At 57.8% G+C, this 15,230-nt stretch carries 14 protein-coding genes; 8 read left to right on the top strand and 6 right to left on the bottom strand.

What is annotated here, in order from left to right; all coding sequences use genetic code 11:
• Positions 1-36: 36 nt before the first annotated feature.
• A complete protein-coding gene (locus tag CPY64_RS02855) occupies positions 37-624 on the top strand; it encodes a TetR/AcrR family transcriptional regulator (RefSeq protein ID WP_042483650.1) in 588 nt (195 codons plus the stop codon).
• 170 nt (positions 625-794) lie between these two features.
• On the opposite strand, the gene CPY64_RS02850 is transcribed toward CPY64_RS02855, so the two are convergent.
• From CPY64_RS02850 to CPY64_RS19085, 3 genes are read right to left on the bottom strand one after another with little or no spacing between them, the layout of a single operon-like run.
• On the bottom strand, positions 795-2,315 hold the full coding sequence (locus tag CPY64_RS02850; protein ID WP_042483647.1) for a fumarate hydratase: 1,521 nt from the start codon (positions 2,313-2,315) through the stop codon (positions 795-797).
• 39 nt (positions 2,316-2,354) lie between these two features.
• Positions 2,355-3,122 (bottom strand): crotonase/enoyl-CoA hydratase family protein, encoded by a 768-nt coding sequence (locus tag CPY64_RS02845; protein WP_042483645.1) that lies wholly within the window; start codon positions 3,120-3,122, stop codon positions 2,355-2,357.
• Between the two features lie 50 nt (positions 3,123-3,172).
• Positions 3,173-3,418 (bottom strand): hypothetical protein, encoded by a 246-nt coding sequence (locus CPY64_RS19085; protein WP_162089543.1) that lies wholly within the window; start codon positions 3,416-3,418, stop codon positions 3,173-3,175.
• Between CPY64_RS19085 and glyQ the strand changes: the two genes are divergently transcribed.
• The 7 genes from glyQ (at position 3,365) to CPY64_RS02810 (ending at position 10,383) form a co-directional block, all read left to right on the top strand.
• On the top strand, positions 3,365-4,270 hold the full coding sequence (gene glyQ, locus CPY64_RS02840) for a glycine--tRNA ligase subunit alpha (RefSeq protein WP_026485201.1): 906 nt from the start codon (positions 3,365-3,367) through the stop codon (positions 4,268-4,270). The two genes, CPY64_RS19085 and glyQ, sit on opposite strands and share 54 nt — an antisense overlap.
• Positions 4,270-6,402, top strand: coding sequence for a glycine--tRNA ligase subunit beta (gene glyS, locus CPY64_RS02835; RefSeq protein ID WP_042483640.1), 2,133 nt, complete (start codon positions 4,270-4,272; stop codon positions 6,400-6,402). Before glyQ ends, glyS begins: the two co-directional genes overlap by 1 nt.
• Positions 6,402-6,941: a D-glycero-beta-D-manno-heptose 1,7-bisphosphate 7-phosphatase gene (gene gmhB, locus CPY64_RS02830; RefSeq protein ID WP_045930968.1), complete on the top strand. Its 540-nt coding sequence runs from the start codon at positions 6,402-6,404 to the stop codon at positions 6,939-6,941. Before glyS ends, gmhB begins: the two co-directional genes overlap by 1 nt.
• A gap of 1 nt (position 6,942) precedes the next feature.
• Complete coding sequence (locus CPY64_RS02825) at positions 6,943-7,692, top strand: lysophospholipid acyltransferase family protein (protein ID WP_042483513.1); 750 nt, start codon at positions 6,943-6,945, stop codon at positions 7,690-7,692.
• Positions 7,658-8,539: a M48 family metallopeptidase gene (locus CPY64_RS02820; protein ID WP_042483510.1), complete on the top strand. Its 882-nt coding sequence runs from the start codon at positions 7,658-7,660 to the stop codon at positions 8,537-8,539. Before CPY64_RS02825 ends, CPY64_RS02820 begins: the two co-directional genes overlap by 35 nt.
• Before the next feature lie 29 nt (positions 8,540-8,568).
• On the top strand, positions 8,569-8,964 hold the full coding sequence (gene gloA / locus CPY64_RS02815) for a lactoylglutathione lyase (RefSeq protein ID WP_035271035.1): 396 nt from the start codon (positions 8,569-8,571) through the stop codon (positions 8,962-8,964).
• A gap of 189 nt (positions 8,965-9,153) precedes the next feature.
• Positions 9,154-10,383 (top strand): nucleoside recognition domain-containing protein, encoded by a 1,230-nt coding sequence (locus tag CPY64_RS02810; protein WP_042483507.1) that lies wholly within the window; start codon positions 9,154-9,156, stop codon positions 10,381-10,383.
• Between the two features lie 169 nt (positions 10,384-10,552).
• Here CPY64_RS02810 and rsmA read toward each other — a convergent pair whose 3' ends face one another.
• Genes rsmA through CPY64_RS02795 form a run of 3 tightly spaced genes read right to left on the bottom strand, consistent with a single transcriptional unit; the run spans position 10,553 to position 15,184 of the window.
• Positions 10,553-11,344: a 16S rRNA (adenine(1518)-N(6)/adenine(1519)-N(6))-dimethyltransferase RsmA gene (gene rsmA, locus CPY64_RS02805; RefSeq protein WP_042483504.1), complete on the bottom strand. Its 792-nt coding sequence runs from the start codon at positions 11,342-11,344 to the stop codon at positions 10,553-10,555.
• 8 nt (positions 11,345-11,352) lie between these two features.
• Entirely contained in the window at positions 11,353-12,804 is a 1,452-nt protein-coding gene (locus CPY64_RS02800) for a peptidylprolyl isomerase (protein WP_042483501.1), read from the bottom strand.
• Positions 12,797-15,184: an LPS-assembly protein LptD gene (locus CPY64_RS02795; RefSeq protein ID WP_226791469.1), complete on the bottom strand. Its 2,388-nt coding sequence runs from the start codon at positions 15,182-15,184 to the stop codon at positions 12,797-12,799. The genes CPY64_RS02800 and CPY64_RS02795 overlap by 8 nt, the downstream gene beginning before the upstream one ends.
• Positions 15,185-15,230: the final 46 nt, after the last annotated feature.

Below are 15,230 nucleotides of genomic sequence, written 5' to 3'. Positions count from 1 at the left end.
GTAAATATACATTCAGTCCGTATGTAAGGAGAAACTATGGCACGCCGTACCCGCGCCGAGATGGAAGAAACCCGCGCCACGCTGCTGACCACCGCTCGCACTTTCTTTGCAGACCGTGGTTATGCCGACACATCCATGGACGAATTGACGGCTCAGGCGGGCCTGACACGCGGTGCCCTCTACCACCACTTCGGTGACAAAAAAGGTTTGCTGGCGGCGGTGGTCGATCAGATCGATGCGGAAATGGACGAACGTCTGCAGGCTATTTCAAACAATGCCGACGATGCCTGGGAAGGGTTTGTACGCCGCTGCCATGCCTATCTGGAAATGGCACTGGAACCGGAAATGCAGCGCATTGTCTTGTGCGATGCCAAGGCCGTACTGGGGGGCGCCTCACCCGAATCGCATCAATATTGTGTAGGTTCCATGGAAGGCCTGATTCAGGTGCTGATGGATCAAGGCCGGATTGAACAGGCCGATCCCCACGTCCTGGCTTCCCTGATTTACGGCAGTCTGGCCGAAGCCGCATTCTGGATTGCGCAGGGAGAGGACGGCGATGCTCGCCTGGCAAAGGGGCTGGCAGCACTGGATTTGCTGCTGCGCGGATTGCTGATCAAGTCCTGAGCAGGCAACACCCGAACCTCCTGGCAGCCAAGTAAGGGCCACATAAACGCCAGACATAAAAAAACCCGCATTGAATGTTGTGCTGATACTGCTTTTACAAGCAGACCAGAAACATTCATGCGGGTTTCTTATCGACATAGCCGGGAAGCCCAAGCTCCCCGTTTCACGTCTTACACAGCGACCAAAGAGATCTCTGCAATACGCTTGCGCCACTCGGCAGGGCCGGTGTTGTGCACGGACACGCCTTGCGAATCCACGGCCACGGTTACTGGCATATCCTGAACTTCGAACTCGTAAATGGCTTCCATGCCCAGGTCTTCAAAAGCCACCACTTTCGCATTGCGAATGGCCTTGGACACCAGGTACGCAGAACCACCCACGGCCATCAGGTAAGCCGACTTGTGAGCACGAATGGCTTCAATGGCGGTTGGGCCACGCTCGGCCTTGCCGATCATGGAGATGAGGCCAGTCTTGGCCAGCATCATCTCGGTGAACTTGTCCATGCGAGTGGCAGTGGTTGGGCCTGCAGGACCAACGGCTTCGTCACGCACAGGGTCAACCGGGCCTACGTAGTAAATCACGCGGTTGGTGAAGTCCACAGGCAGGGACTCGCCCTTTTCCAGCATGTCCTGAATACGCTTGTGAGCAGCGTCACGGCCAGTCAACATCTTGCCCGACAGCAGCAAGGTCTGACCTGGCGTCCAGGAAGCCACTTCTTCAGGGGTCAGCTCATCCAGATTCACCTGGCGGGACTTGTTGTAATCCGGTGCCCAGTGAATGTCAGGCCAGGCCGACAGCGGTGGAGGTGCCAGCTCGGCTGGGCCATTGCCGTCCAGCGAGAAATGCACGTGACGGGTTGCCGCACAGTTGGGGATCATGGCCACAGGCTTGGAAGCGGCGTGAGTCGGGAAGGTGTTGATCTTCACGTCCAGCACAGTGGTCAAACCACCCAGACCCTGAGCGCCAATACCCAGAGCATTGACCTTCTCATACAGCTCGATACGCAGCTCTTCCAGCTTGCTTTGCGGGCCGCGTTGCAGCAGCTCGTACATATCGATGTCTTCCATCAGGGCTTCTTTGGCCATCAGCATGGCTTTTTCGGCTGTGCCGCCAACGCCAATACCCAGCATGCCCGGAGGACACCAGCCAGCGCCCATCGTAGGAACGGTCTTGAGTACCCAATCAACCAGAGAATCGCTGGGGTTGAGCATCACGAACTTGCTCTTGTTTTCCGAACCACCTCCCTTGGCGGCGACTTGAATGTCGACCTGATCCCCAGCGATCAGTTCGACATTCACAATACAGGGTGTGTTGTCGCGCGTGTTTTTACGGGTGAACAAGGGGTCGTTCAGGATGGAGGCCCGCAGCGGGTTATCGGGATTCAGATAACCGCGACGTACCCCCTCGTCACAGAGCTCCTGCAAGGAGCGCTTGGTATCAAAGCGCACACCCATGCCCACTTTCAGGAATACGTTCACCACCCCGGTGTCCTGACAGATGGGGCGGTGGCCCTCGGCACACATGCGCGAGTTGGTCAGAATCTGGGCGATGGCATCTTTGGCCGCCGGGTTCTGCTCGCGCTCATAAGCGCGGGCCAGATGCTCCAGATAGTCGGTGGGATGGTAGTAACTGATGAACTGCACCGCATCAGCGATGGACTGAATCAGATCGTCTTCTTTGATCGTGGTCATGGTGGCGTCTATATAAAAAACGGGATGAACAAGGGGAAACTATTTGCCCTGCCAGACAGGCTCGCGCTTTTCAGCGAAGGCCGTCGCGCCTTCCTTGGCGTCTGCAGAGGTGAAAATGCCGGCGATACGAGGGCGCTGCAGATCAAACAGATCCGACTGACGCCAGTCACGCGACTGGGAAATAATGCTCTTGGCGGTTTGCACGGCCAAAGGACCGTTGGCGGCAATCTGCTCGGCCAGTGCCAGAGCCTGCTCGGTGGCTTTGCCAGCCTCGGCCAGACGGCTGACCAGACCGAGCTCTGCCATGCGGGCTGCGGGGTACATGCCACCGGTCAACACCATTTCCATGGCCATGTGGTAAGGAATACGGCTAGGCAAACGCACCATGCCGCCCGATCCGGGGACAATGCCGCGTTTCACTTCAGGCAGGCCAAAGTTGGCGCTGTCGGCCGCAACAATCAGGTCGCAGGACAGGGCAATTTCAAAACCACCGGCCAGGCAGTAGCCTTCCACGGCGGCAATCAATGGTTTGGCAGGCGGGCGCTCGCAAATACCGGCAAAGCCACGGTCACCTACATAGGGACGCTGGCCAGTCTTGGCAAAGGCTTTCAAATCCATACCGGCGCAGAACGTATTGTTTGCACCGGTCAGCACGCCCACGGCAATACTGGGGTCGGCATCGAACTCATCCAGAGCCTGGGCCAGCGCCTGCGCGGTTTCCAGGTTGATGGCATTACGTGCCTCGGGACGGTTCAAGGTAATCAACACTACCTTGCCGATACGTTCAAGCGTGACAAGTTCACTCATGGACCTAGCCTCCTTTAGACTGCTGCCCGAGATTCTGTTTCAAGATCAGGTCAGCAAATAAGCAGTATTTGGACAAACGCATATGATACGTCTAAAAACAACCTGACCGCCCGGTACACAGCGGCCTTGCCCATGGCCCGGACGGCCAAAATAGCCCATTGCGGGCGCTTTTCTGCTGCAAGGGCGCAGTTCACGCTAAAATAGAAAAATTTTGCAGATTCTCGCTTTACTGGCCATTGCTCATGCTCACCTTTCAGCAAATCATACTTACGCTCCAGCAATACTGGGACAAGCACGGATGCGCTCTGCTTCAGCCCTACGATATGGAAGTCGGTGCCGGAACCTCTCATACGGCAACCTTTTTGCGGGCTATCGGCCCCGAACCCTGGCGCGCTGCCTATGTGCAGCCTTCGCGCCGCCCCAAAGACGGGCGTTACGGGGACAACCCCAACCGCCTGCAACACTATTACCAGTTTCAGGTCGTGCTCAAGCCCGCACCTGAAAACATTCTGGACTTGTATATCGGCTCGCTGGAAGCCTTGGGCATCAACCCCAAAGCGCACGACATCCGTTTTGTTGAAGACGACTGGGAAAACCCGACACTGGGTGCCTGGGGTCTGGGCTGGGAAGTCTGGCTCAATGGGATGGAAGTCACCCAGTTCACTTACTTCCAGCAAGTTGGCGGCCTGGATTGCACGCCAACCACGGGCGAAATCACCTATGGTCTGGAACGTCTGGCCATGTACTTGCAAGGCGTGGAAAGCGTCTACGATCTGGTGTGGACCGAAGGTCACAACGGCCAGCGCATTTACTACCGCGACGTGTTCCACCAGAACGAAGTGGAGCAATCCACCTACAACTTCGAGCACGCCAGCACCGATGTGCTGTTTGCACACTTCAACGACTACGAAGCCGAAGCCAAGCGCATCATTGACGTGCCGCTGGCCCTGCCCGCTTACGAGCAAACGCTGAAAGCTGCCCATACCTTCAATATGCTGGATGCCCGCGGCGCCATCAGTGTGACTGAGCGTGCTGCCTATATTGGCCGTATCCGCAATCTGTCCCGCGCTGTCGCACAGGCTTACTACGACTCCCGCGAACGCCTAGGTTTCCCCATGCTGAGCAACAAATCCTCGGAGGCCAAGTAATGAACGCCTCCACCACACAGCCTTTGCTGATTGAACTGTTCACTGAAGAACTGCCCCCCAAAGCGCTGCAACAGCTGGGTCAGGCCTTTAGCGAAGGTCTGCAAAAAGTATTGAGCGAACAGGCCCTGCTGGCGCCGAACTGCGAAGTGCGCGCTTACGCGACGCCACGCCGTCTGGCTGCTTGGTTCAGCGCTGCTTACCAGCAAGCCGAAGATCAGCCTTACACCGAAAAACTGATGCCCGCCCATATTGGCCTGGATGCCAACGGCGAGATCGCCCCGGCTCTGGCCAAGCGTCTGGCCGCCAAAGGTCTGGAACATCTGAAAGCCAGCGACCTGCTGCGCGAATCCGATGGCAAACAGGATTACCTGTACGCCAGCGGCATCGCCACTGGTGCTGCCCTGAAAGACGGCCTGCAGGAAGCCCTGGAATGGTCGATTACCCACCTGCCCATCCCTAAAGTGATGCGCTATCAGTTGGCCGATGGTGTCAGCAGCGTGCGCTTTGTGCGCCCTGCTCACGGTCTGGTCGCCCTGTGGGGGTCGGAGATCGTCCCCGTCAGCGCCCTGGGTCTGCAAGCCGGTCGCCAGACACACGGCCACCGCTTCATGTGCGATGCCCCCTTCGACATCCGTGATGCCGACAGCTGGGCCGCACAAGTCCAGGAGCAAGGCTGGGTGGTTCCTTCCTTTGAAGTTCGCCGCGAACAGATTCGCACCGACCTGGAAGCTGAAGCCAAACGTCTGAACTCCACCCTGGGCAACGATCCCGAAGTGGAAGCGCTGCTGAACGAAGTCACCGCTCTGGTCGAATACCCCACCGTGTACGTGGGCCAGTTCGACGAACAATTCCTGCAAGTGCCTTCCGAGTGCCTGATTCTGACCATGCGTCTGAATCAAAAGTATTTCCCGCTGTTTGACCCCGCCACACAAAAACTGACCAATCGCTTCCTGATCGTCAGCAATATGAAGGTGGACGATCCCAGCAACATCATCGAAGGTAATGAGCGCGTGGTTCGCCCTCGTCTGGCGGACGCCCAGTTCTTCTTTGAAACTGATCGCAAACAGACTCTGGCCGAGCGTGTGTCCACGCTGGCTGGCAGCGTGTACCACAACAAGCTGGGTTCGCAACTGGACCGTATCGAGCGTCTGCAATCCGTGGCTGGCTACATTGCCAAGCAACTGGGTGCCAATGAAGAGCACGCCCGTCGTGCCGCGCTTCTGGCCAAGGCGGACCTGAACTCCAATATGGTGGGCGAGTTCCCCGAACTGCAAGGCGTGATGGGTGCTTACTACGCCCAAGGCGATGGCGAGCCCGAGGACATCGTGCTGGCGATTCGCGAGCAATACCGTCACCGTCTGGACCAGCCTGTCACAGAAGCCAGCCTGACCCAGGCCATTCTGTTCCTGGCCGAACGTGCCGAAGTTCTGGTCGGTATCTGGGGCATTGGTCTGGCTCCTACAGGTGAGCGCGACCCCTACGCCCTGCGCCGTGCCGCTCTGGGCCTGATCAGCGCCTACGAACAGTTGCAAGCCGGTGCCCAGTTGAAGGCCAATAGCCTGAACCTGGATACGCTGCTGAACACCACTGCCTCTTTCTTCAAGGATGGCGTCCTGGCGGCTGACACGGTAGATGCGGTTCAAGCCTTCATTTACGAACGCTACCGTAACCAGCTCAGCAACGATTACGAGCGCAGCGTGGTGGATGCCGTGTTGGCCCTGCGCCCGCCACTGGAGCAGGTTCACGCCCGTATTCAGGCTTGCGCCTCTTTTGCCCAACGCCCTGAAGCCGAGAGCCTGGCTGCCGCCAACAAGCGCGTCAGCAATCTGCTCAAGAAAGCCGAAGGCGAACTGGCAACGCTGGACGACAAGCTGCTGGTCGAACCTGCCGAGCGCGAGCTGGCTGCCAAGATTCAGGAATTGCAGCCCGTGGCCCAGGCCCAGTTTGAAGCGGGTGAATTTGACGCTTCCCTGGCCACCTTGGCCCAGGCCCGTGGTGCCGTGGACAAGTTCTTCCTGGACGTCATGGTCATGGCCGAAGACCCTGCCATCCGTGCCAACCGTCTGGCCTTGCTGGCCAAGCTGCACACACTGATGAACCAGGTTGCGGATCTTTCCAGGCTGGCTAACTAGTGAAACTTGCCATTATTGATCGGGACGGTGTCATCAACCATGACAGCGATGCCTTTATCAAAAGCCCACAGGAGTGGGAGGCCATTCCAGGCAGTTTGGAGGCCTTGGCCCGCCTGACCGAAAACGGCTGGAAGGTGGTGATTGCCACCAACCAGTCCGGTCTGGCACGTGGTTTGTTTTCCATGACCACGCTGAACGCCATCCATGCCAAGATGCGCCGTGAACTAGCCTTGTTGGGTGGCTTTATCGACGCCATCTTTATTTGCCCGCATGGCCCGGATGAGGGCTGTACCTGTCGCAAACCGGCCCCTGGCATGTTTCGCGACATTGCACATCGCTATGAAGTGAACCTGCAAACCGTACCCTCGGTGGGCGATTCCTTGCGTGATCTGCAAGCGGCCAGCCAAGCCGGCTGTGCGCCCTGGCTGGTCCAGACGGGTAAAGGCATGCGTACCCTAGAGAAAGGCGGCTTGCCCGAGGGCACGCGCGTCGAGGCCGATCTGGCCGCTGTTGTCGACAAATGGCTCCACGGAAACTGATATGGGCATTATCCGCGCTTCACTCTATCAACTCTTTTTGTTGATTACCGTTATCCCCTACGCCTTTGCCTGCCTGATTATCGCGCCGCTGCCGCTGGACATGCGCTATCGCTTTACCACCGGCTGGCCGCGGCTGGCTGTCTGGGGAGCACGCACGATTCTGGGCATACGCTGGCAGACCAAGGGCTGGGACAACCTGCCCGACGGCAAGGCCATCATCCTGTCCAAGCACCAGTCGGCCTGGGAAACGCTGTTCTTTCCTTCCTACATGCCGCGTCAGGTGTGCTTTGTCTACAAGCGCGAGCTGCATAAAGTCCCTTTCTTTGGCTGGGGACTGGCTCTGCTGCGCATGATCCCTATTGATCGCGCCAAGGGCCGGGATGCCTTTGAACAAGTCATCAAGATCGGGCAGCAGCGCATTGACGAAGGCCGCTGGCCCCTCTTGTTCCCGGAAGGGACTCGTACCGCCCCTGGCTCTACTGGCCGCTACAAAATGGGTGGCGCCTTGCTGGCCTGCCGTACGGGCACGCCGATTATCCCCGTAGCGCACAATGCGGGCGAATGCTGGCGTCGCAATGCCTTTATCAAGACGCCGGGCTTGGTTACTATCTCCTTTGGTCCGCCCATTGATCCTGCCGGGCTGACCCCTGAAGAAGTCAACCAACGCGTACAGACATGGATTGAAACCGAAATGCGCGTCTTGAACCCGGAACGCTATGACGGTCCCCCCACAACTGGCCCTGTTTCCTGACACGGCCTTTCCCCACCCGGCGCAGCGGCCAGAAAAGCCGCCCGCCGGTTCTGCTCTGCCCCCCCAAAGTGCCCTGACTGTCCGGCCCGAAAGCTTGCCGGAAGGCGTGCAATGGCAGCAGGTGCAGCTGGATGGCCACACCATTGGCTATCAGCTCAAACGCTCCCGCCGCCGCACCCTGGGCCTGACCATCAACGACAGTGGCCTGACCGTTGCCCTGCCTTCCTGGGTCAAGATCAGTCAGGCAGAACAAGTGCTGCACAGCAAAAGCGCCTGGATCCTGCGCAAGCTGCGCGAATACCAGCAACGTCGCGAACAACTGGCCTTGCAAAGCCTGCAATGGGTTGATGGCGATACCCTGCCCTTTATGGGGGTGCCCATCCGCCTTAGCCTGAACCCGCAGATTCAACAGGTGCATTTTGAGGGCCAGCCCGGCCAGGTTCTGCGTGGTCAAGGCCTGTCACTCCCCTTGCCCATCGGTGCCGAACCCCAGCGTGTCCAGGAGCTGACCCAGGCCTGGCTGCAGAAACAGGCCAGGCAATGGTTTGAACAGCGGCTGCAACACTATCTGAACCTGTCGGGTTTGAGTGCCAGCAAATTACGGCTGGCTGCGCCTGCCAAACGCTGGGGGTCCTGCAACAGTGACGGCACGATTATGCTGAACTGGCGCCTGATACACTTTCACCCATCCATCATTGATTACGTCGTCGCTCACGAGGTCGCGCATCTGCAAGAGATGAATCACGGCCCACGTTTCTGGGCCTTGGTCGAAACGCTCTACCCTGATTTTGTCAATGCGCGCAATCAGTTACGACAATATGATCCAGGCACCCTGCCCCTGCTTTAAGGCAGGTTGAACTCTAGGAGCTCTACCTTATGCGTATCCTGCACACCATGCTGCGTGTCGGCAATCTGGACCGTTCTCTGGCCTTTTACACCGAAGTGCTGGGCATGAAATTGCTGCGCCAGTCCGACTACCCGGACGGCCGCTTCACCCTGGCTTTCGTGGGCTATCAGGACGAGTCCGAAGCCGCCGTGCTGGAACTGACCCACAACTGGGACACTCCCTCGTACGATCTGGGCGATGGCTATGGTCATATCGCTCTGGAAGTGCCTGATGCCTACAAAGCCTGTGAGGACATCAAGGCCCGCGGCGGCAAGGTCGTACGTGAAGCCGGCCCCATGAAGCACGGCACCACCGTGATTGCGTTTGTGGAAGATCCGGACGGCTACAAGATTGAACTGATCCAGGCCAAAGGACGCGTGGATTAAAGCAAACAGAACCGGCCTTAACTGGCCGGTTTTTTTTGGCCCCTTATTTTTCAACCCAGCAAAAATATGCCCAAATCGTGTTTTGCGACTATTTGTGCCGCCACCCTTACATACCGTAGCCGTTAAAATCCACCTGTATTCTGCGACAATCTAGCTTGGCTTTTCCCTGCCCTGTTTACTGCCAACACTATGCTCAATACTCTTTGGCTGTTTTTCTTCCTGATTGCCGCCGTCAGCGGGTTTTACCAGTGGCTGGTCGGGGGAAATAGCGAAATTTTTGCACAAATGGTGCGCAGCCTGTTCGATATGGCCGCCCTGTCCGTGCAACTGATGCTGCTACTTTTTGGCACGCTCACCCTGTGGTTGGGTTTTTTGAAGATTGCCGAGAAAGCCGGGCTGATTGATACCCTGGCCCGCTGGCTGGGACCGCTGTTCAGCCGCCTGATGCCAGGTGTGCCTGCCGGTCATCCTGCTTTGGGCCTGATCACCCTGAACTTCGCCGCCAATGGTCTGGGCCTGGACAATGCCGCCACGCCCATCGGTTTGCGGGCCATGAAGTCACTGCAAACACTGAACCCGCACCCGGACACCGCCACCAACGCCCAGATCCTGTTTCTGGTGCTCAATGCTTCCTCACTGACACTGATCCCCATCAGCATCTTCATGTACCGGGCTCAACAAGGTGCGCCTGATCCCACGATGGTGTTTCTGCCCATTCTGCTGGCTACCACCGCCTCCTCGCTGGCCGGACTGCTCAGTGTGGCCCTGGTGCAGCGCCTGCGTCTGTTTGATCCGGTGCTGATGCTGTGGTTTGGAATCTTTGCGCTGATCCTGGGATCCTTCATGGCCTTGCTGGCCACACTCAGTGCAGCGGCTATCCAGTCACTTTCGTCCTTGCTGGGCAACCTGACTCTGCTGTCCATTATCTGGCTGTTCCTGCTGATGGGCTGGCGTCGCAAGATTCCTCTATACGAAGCCTTTGTAGAGGGCGCCAAGGAGGGCTTTGGCGTCGCCAGGGATCTGCTACCCTACCTGGTTGCCATGCTGTGCGCTGTGGGCGTTCTGCGCAGCTCTGGTGCCCTGGATATCGTGCTGGATGTAATCCGCTGGCTGGTCAACCTGACCGGGCTGGATACGCGTTTTATTGATGCCTTGCCAACAGCCCTGGTCAAACCTTTTTCGGCCGGTGCAGCCCGAGCCCTGTTGATTGAAACCATGCAGCATCACGGTGTGGACAGCTTCCCGGCACTGCTGGGGGCTACGGTGCAAGGCAGTACCGAAACCACTTTCTATGTGCTGGCCGTGTATTTTGGCGCAGTCGGCATACAACGGGCCCGACACGCGGTTTCCTGCGCCTTGATTGCCGATCTGGCCGGGGTACTGGCCTCGATTGCGGTCTGCTATTGGTTCTTTGGCTAGAAGCCAAGGGGTCAGCGTGAGGGTAAGGCGCTTTGCCCCAGCAGACTCAGCCAGGAATCGCTGATCATTTCAGGGGCGTGTAGCCTCCACATGACCCACCATAAAAAAACACCCCAAAACGGCATCGATAGCCAATTTTGGGGTGTTGTTCTTTACGGGATTTTGTCTATCAGACGGCCTGCAAGACGCCCTTATCCATCAGGTGATCGGCCAGGGCAATGTACTTTTCCAAGGACAAATCCGCCGGACGGCTGGTAGGCGCAATTTCCAGTGCTTCCCAGTCAATATGAGCCGTCCAGTCACCCAGACCGCCACGCAACATCTTGCGTTTCTGCGCAAACGCTCTGGCCACCACCTGACTGAACACCTTTGCATCACGAGCCTGGGCTCGGTCAGCCGGCAAAGGCACCATGCGCACCACAGCAGACACCACTCGCGGCGGCGGGTTGAAGGCCTCGGGCGGCACTTCAAACAGTTTGGTCATGCGGTAACGTGCCTGCAGCATCACCGACAAACGGCTGTAATCCGAAGAGCCGGGCTTGGCGACCATGCGGTCGATCACTTCCCGTTGCAGCATGAAATGCTGGTCCACTACAGCATCTGCGTAGTCCAGCAGATGAAACAGCAAAGGGCTGGAGATGTTGTAAGGCAGGTTACCCACAATACGCAGATTCGGGCCCAGGGCACCGAAGTCCACGCTCAAGGCATCCGCCTCAATGATTTCCAGCTTGTTGGGCGAATAATGATTGCGCAAGCGAGCAGCCAGATCACGGTCAATCTCGACCACGCGCAAGCGCTCCAGCGCCTGCGTCAACGGTCGGGTCAGGGCCGAGAGGCCCGGACCAATTTCCACCATATTATCGACAGGCCGAGGGCCAATCGCACGGATGATCTGGTCGATGATGGCCTCATCTTCCAGAAAGTTCTGTCCAAAGCGCTTGCGCGCCTGATGCTGGGCCATACCTATCCTTAGCGACGGCGGGTACTGGACTCGGGGTCCAAACGGTTATCAATATAAGCACGGCCACGCAGGCTGTTCAGCCAGTCTTCAAAGGCAGGCTCGGCGCGCTGCTGGAACAGGGCCTGACGAGCCTGCATGCGCTTGTACTCGCCTTCCATATTGCGGGTGCGGCGCTCGATTACCTGAATCAGGTGCCAGCCAAACTGGGATTCCACCACGGCGGTATCGTTACCGGGTTGCAGCTTGTCCATGGCCTGCTCGAACGGAGGCACGGTCTCGCCGGGCGAGAGCCAGCCCAGATCACCGCCTTGCGGCGCGCTGCTGTCTTCCGAGTAACGCTTGGCCAGATCCTGGAAGGACTCGCCGTTGCGCAGACGTACTTGCAACTGCTCGATGCGTTGGCGAGCCTGCTCGGAGGTCATGACCTTGGAGAGCTTGACCAGAATGTGGCGGGCATGAGTCTGGGTCACCATCATGGGACCCGATTGAGCCGCTGCCGCACTGGCCACAGGCGAGGTGTTGCTTGGCGCGGCACCACCACGCTCCAGCACCTTCAGAATATGGAAACCCTGACCACTGCGGATCAGGTCAGAAACCTGGCCGGGAGCCAGGTTATGAACGGCTTGCGCGAACAGGTCAGGCCAGTCGGACAGGGAACGGGTTCCCATTACGCCGCCGCTCAGGGCTTCCTGCCCGTCCGAGCTGGAGGCAGCCAAACCGGCAAAGTCTGCACCCGAACGAACCTGGGCCAACAGGCCTTCGGCTTTGGTACGCAAACGGGCTTCTTCACTGGAGTTGGCACCTTCAGGGACACGCACCAGAATTTGCGCCAGGCTAACCGGTGCATCCTGGCGTTGTGCCGCAGACTGCCCCAGATTACCCAAACCCGAGCCACCTTGAGAGCGCAGGTAAATATCGATGTCGGCATCCGTAATATTGATGCTGCTGTCGACCGCACGCATGCGCAACTGATCCAGCAGGATTTCCTGCTTCAGATTGGCACGGTACTGCTCCCAACTGATGCCATTCTTTTCAATCTCGGCACGCAGTTGGGCTTCAGTCATATTGTTGCGCGAGGAAATCATGCGCACACCTTCATCCACTTGCTGCGGGCCAACAGAAATACCCATGGCGCGAGCTTCCTGCTGCTCCAGGCGCTCGTTGATCAGGCGCTGCAAAACCTGTTTGCGCAACACATCCTGATCCGGGGCCGGAATTTTCTGGTGCTTGAGCTGTTCCAGCACTTGAGCTGCTTCCAGATCAACCTGACGCAGGGTAATCACCTCGTCATTGACCACAGCAGCAATGCCATCCACAAATTGGGAAGCAGCAGCAGGGGCCGCCTTGTTTGCAGCGGGCTTGGACTGCGCCTGAGCCATTTGGGCCGTGCCCAGCCCCATGACGGCCATCAAAGCCAATGACAGGCTGCGGTTTTTCAAGCTGAAACGCATATTATTCATACCTCTCATGAATCATTTTTTCCTGTACGGGGTCCGAGATGGGTTCATAGCCAATCACGCGATCACGCAGCATTTTGATAGGGTCGTTGCCAATTCCGCCCAAACCGGACAGCTCCAGCTGGAAGAACATGGCTTTATTGGTTTCCCTGGCCGAAACCGCATAGCGTTGCATAACCACTCGCGCCGCCCAGCAGCAATCACCTTTGTACTCCAGGCCCAACACCGTTTGTGTACCACGGCTTTCCTGGATGGAGTAATCGTAACGTCCCACAGCATACAACTTGTTGCTCAGGGGCCATTGGCCCGTCATGGAGACGTATTCCTTGCCGCGATGATCTTCATCGGAAGGCGTAAAGGTAGGGTCGACAACCTGACGCGGGTCACGTTCATAACGATAGTTCACGCCCAGTGTCGCCAAGCGTTTGGGACGCCAGCGAATACCGGAAGCCAGACGGTTGCGGCGTTTTTCGTCAGGGTTGAATTGCGCGTCGAAGTTGACCGAGAACGTATTGGTCAAAGCGGCACTGGCACCGACCAGGTAGTCCGAACGGGTGCTGGTACGCGCCTTTTCATCGCCCAAGGTGACAGTTTGCTTGTCGAAATACAAACGTTGAGCGGCCTGTAGAACCAGGCGCTCATAGCCGGTGTCAGCATCCAGCCAACGGGAGGTCAGGCCCACAGTCACCTGGTTCGCATTGGAAATACGGTCCCAGCCACCAGAGAAGATATTTTCGCTGAAGGCCTGGGCAAAGTTGAAACTGGCCAGACTGGTGTCGTACAAGGGCAGCGAGGACTGGTCGCGATAAGGCACATACAGATAGTACACACGCGGTTCCAGGGTCTGGATGGAGTCATTGCCGAACAACGTGGTGTCACGCTCGAAGGTCATGCCGGTGTCCAGGGACAGGATAGGCAAGACACGGCTTTGCGTGCGGGCCCGGTCCGCGAAACGCGCCATATTAGGATCACCCACATACCAGTCTGTCTGGTACTGGCTCATGTGCAGACCCGCTTTGGGCGTGATGTACCAGCCTGGGCGAACGACAGGATAAGCCACCGTCGTGTAGGACGAGAAACGCGTCCCATCTGGAGCCAGACGGGTGCTACGCATATTGTCAAACTCGCTCAGGTTACCGCTGTAGAACGGCAGGCGGAAACGAGTCGCGTAGTTATCGCTGACCACATCAAAGCCACCCCAGTTATAACGGGATGCCCCCAAATACCATTCGGGCAGTTTGTCGTATTGTGGCTGGCGATACCAAGTGGAAGAGTCCTGCAGGGTCTGATAGCGCGTTGCACTGACGTGGGAGCGGAAATATTTGGACCCGCCCCAACCCAGCGTTACCGTACTGGCCAGATCCTGAATAGTCGAATCATTCAGACCAAAACTGCTGAAGTCACGGAAGTAATCATCATCCGATACGCGACGAATATCGGCATTCAGATAAAAATTGGCGGGCAGGCTCTGGCGATACTGGCCCATGAACAGCCAGCGCTTGTAACCGAGCTCCTTGTCATCAGGCAGGTAGTTGCCTGTCAGCTCTCCGGAAAAGCTGTCACCCAGATAACGGAACTCCCCCCCCAGCATGGCGCCACGCTTGCTCATGAAGCGAGGTGTCAGGGTAGCGTCGTAATTCGGAGCCAGGTTCAGGTAGTACGGCACGCTGAAATCAAGACCACCACGAGTCGTCATGCCGTAAGTAGGCAAGAGGAAACCGGACTTGCGCTCTTTGCGTAGCGGAAAGGTCAGGTAGGGAGAGTACAAAAGGGGCATGCCCTTGAAGTACAGAACACCATTACGCGCCACCCCTTCGTTTTCCTTGGAGTACAGGTCTACCTTGGGGGACTGGATATACCAGGCAGGCTCGGGGCATGGGCAACCCGAATAATTCACACCAGACAGACGCATATGATTGGAGTTGAGAATGTCAGCCTGCGTGGCCGTCCCGCTGCCACCGGTGGCCCCCAGCCAGAATTCCGGGGACGACATGCGCCCCGTATCCGCGTCCAGGTTGTAATCAAACTCCGGGCTGCGCACCAGGGCGCCGTCACGCATGATCAGGCCATTGCCACGCACTTGCACCTGGCCGGTTTTTTCCTGATAGTCGATCCGGTCGCCTTTGACGACGGAATCAATACGTCGAACCTGGGCACCGCCTTCCAGACGCAAGGTGCCGTCTTCCAGCGTTTTCATCTGGTCGCCTATCAAATAGACGGCCATGTCCTCTTCCTGGAGCTTGCGCACTTGCAAACCGGGGGACGTCTTTAAAGACGGACGCACGGACGACTGAGCCTGGGCTACCCCCATGCCTGTCATCATCAACACGATATACCACGCCGCAACTCGCACTAAGACTGCGCCTCCAGTTGTGTCCTGCATTTATGTCCTGCATTTGTTCCACCAGAGACGAAAAACCCTGGCGACC

Source organism: Alcaligenes faecalis, assembly GCF_002443155.1.
Lineage (GTDB): Bacteria > Pseudomonadota > Gammaproteobacteria > Burkholderiales > Burkholderiaceae_B > Alcaligenes > Alcaligenes faecalis.
The sequence above is the reverse complement of the archived record's forward strand: the minus strand, read 5'-3'. Positions and strand labels throughout refer to the sequence as shown.

Excerpts from the sequence above, each read along its gene's own strand:
- CPY64_RS02855 (WP_042483650.1), top strand. The coding sequence starts at position 37 with ATGGCACGCCGTACCCGCGCCGAGATGGAAGAAACCCGCGCCACGCTG.
- CPY64_RS02850 (WP_042483647.1), bottom strand. The coding sequence starts at position 2,315 with ATGACCACGATCAAAGAAGACGATCTGATTCAGTCCATCGCTGATGCG.
- CPY64_RS02845 (WP_042483645.1), bottom strand. The coding sequence starts at position 3,122 with ATGAGTGAACTTGTCACGCTTGAACGTATCGGCAAGGTAGTGTTGATT.
- glyQ (WP_026485201.1), top strand. The coding sequence starts at position 3,365 with ATGCTCACCTTTCAGCAAATCATACTTACGCTCCAGCAATACTGGGAC.
- glyS (WP_042483640.1), top strand. The coding sequence starts at position 4,270 with ATGAACGCCTCCACCACACAGCCTTTGCTGATTGAACTGTTCACTGAA.
- CPY64_RS02825 (WP_042483513.1), top strand. The coding sequence starts at position 6,943 with ATGGGCATTATCCGCGCTTCACTCTATCAACTCTTTTTGTTGATTACC.
- CPY64_RS02820 (WP_042483510.1), top strand. The coding sequence starts at position 7,658 with ATGACGGTCCCCCCACAACTGGCCCTGTTTCCTGACACGGCCTTTCCC.
- gloA (WP_035271035.1), top strand. The coding sequence starts at position 8,569 with ATGCGTATCCTGCACACCATGCTGCGTGTCGGCAATCTGGACCGTTCT.
- CPY64_RS02810 (WP_042483507.1), top strand. The coding sequence starts at position 9,154 with ATGCTCAATACTCTTTGGCTGTTTTTCTTCCTGATTGCCGCCGTCAGC.
- rsmA (WP_042483504.1), bottom strand. The coding sequence starts at position 11,344 with ATGGCCCAGCATCAGGCGCGCAAGCGCTTTGGACAGAACTTTCTGGAA.
- CPY64_RS02800 (WP_042483501.1), bottom strand. The coding sequence starts at position 12,804 with ATGAATAATATGCGTTTCAGCTTGAAAAACCGCAGCCTGTCATTGGCT.
- CPY64_RS02795 (WP_226791469.1), bottom strand. The coding sequence starts at position 15,184 with ATGCAGGACACAACTGGAGGCGCAGTCTTAGTGCGAGTTGCGGCGTGG.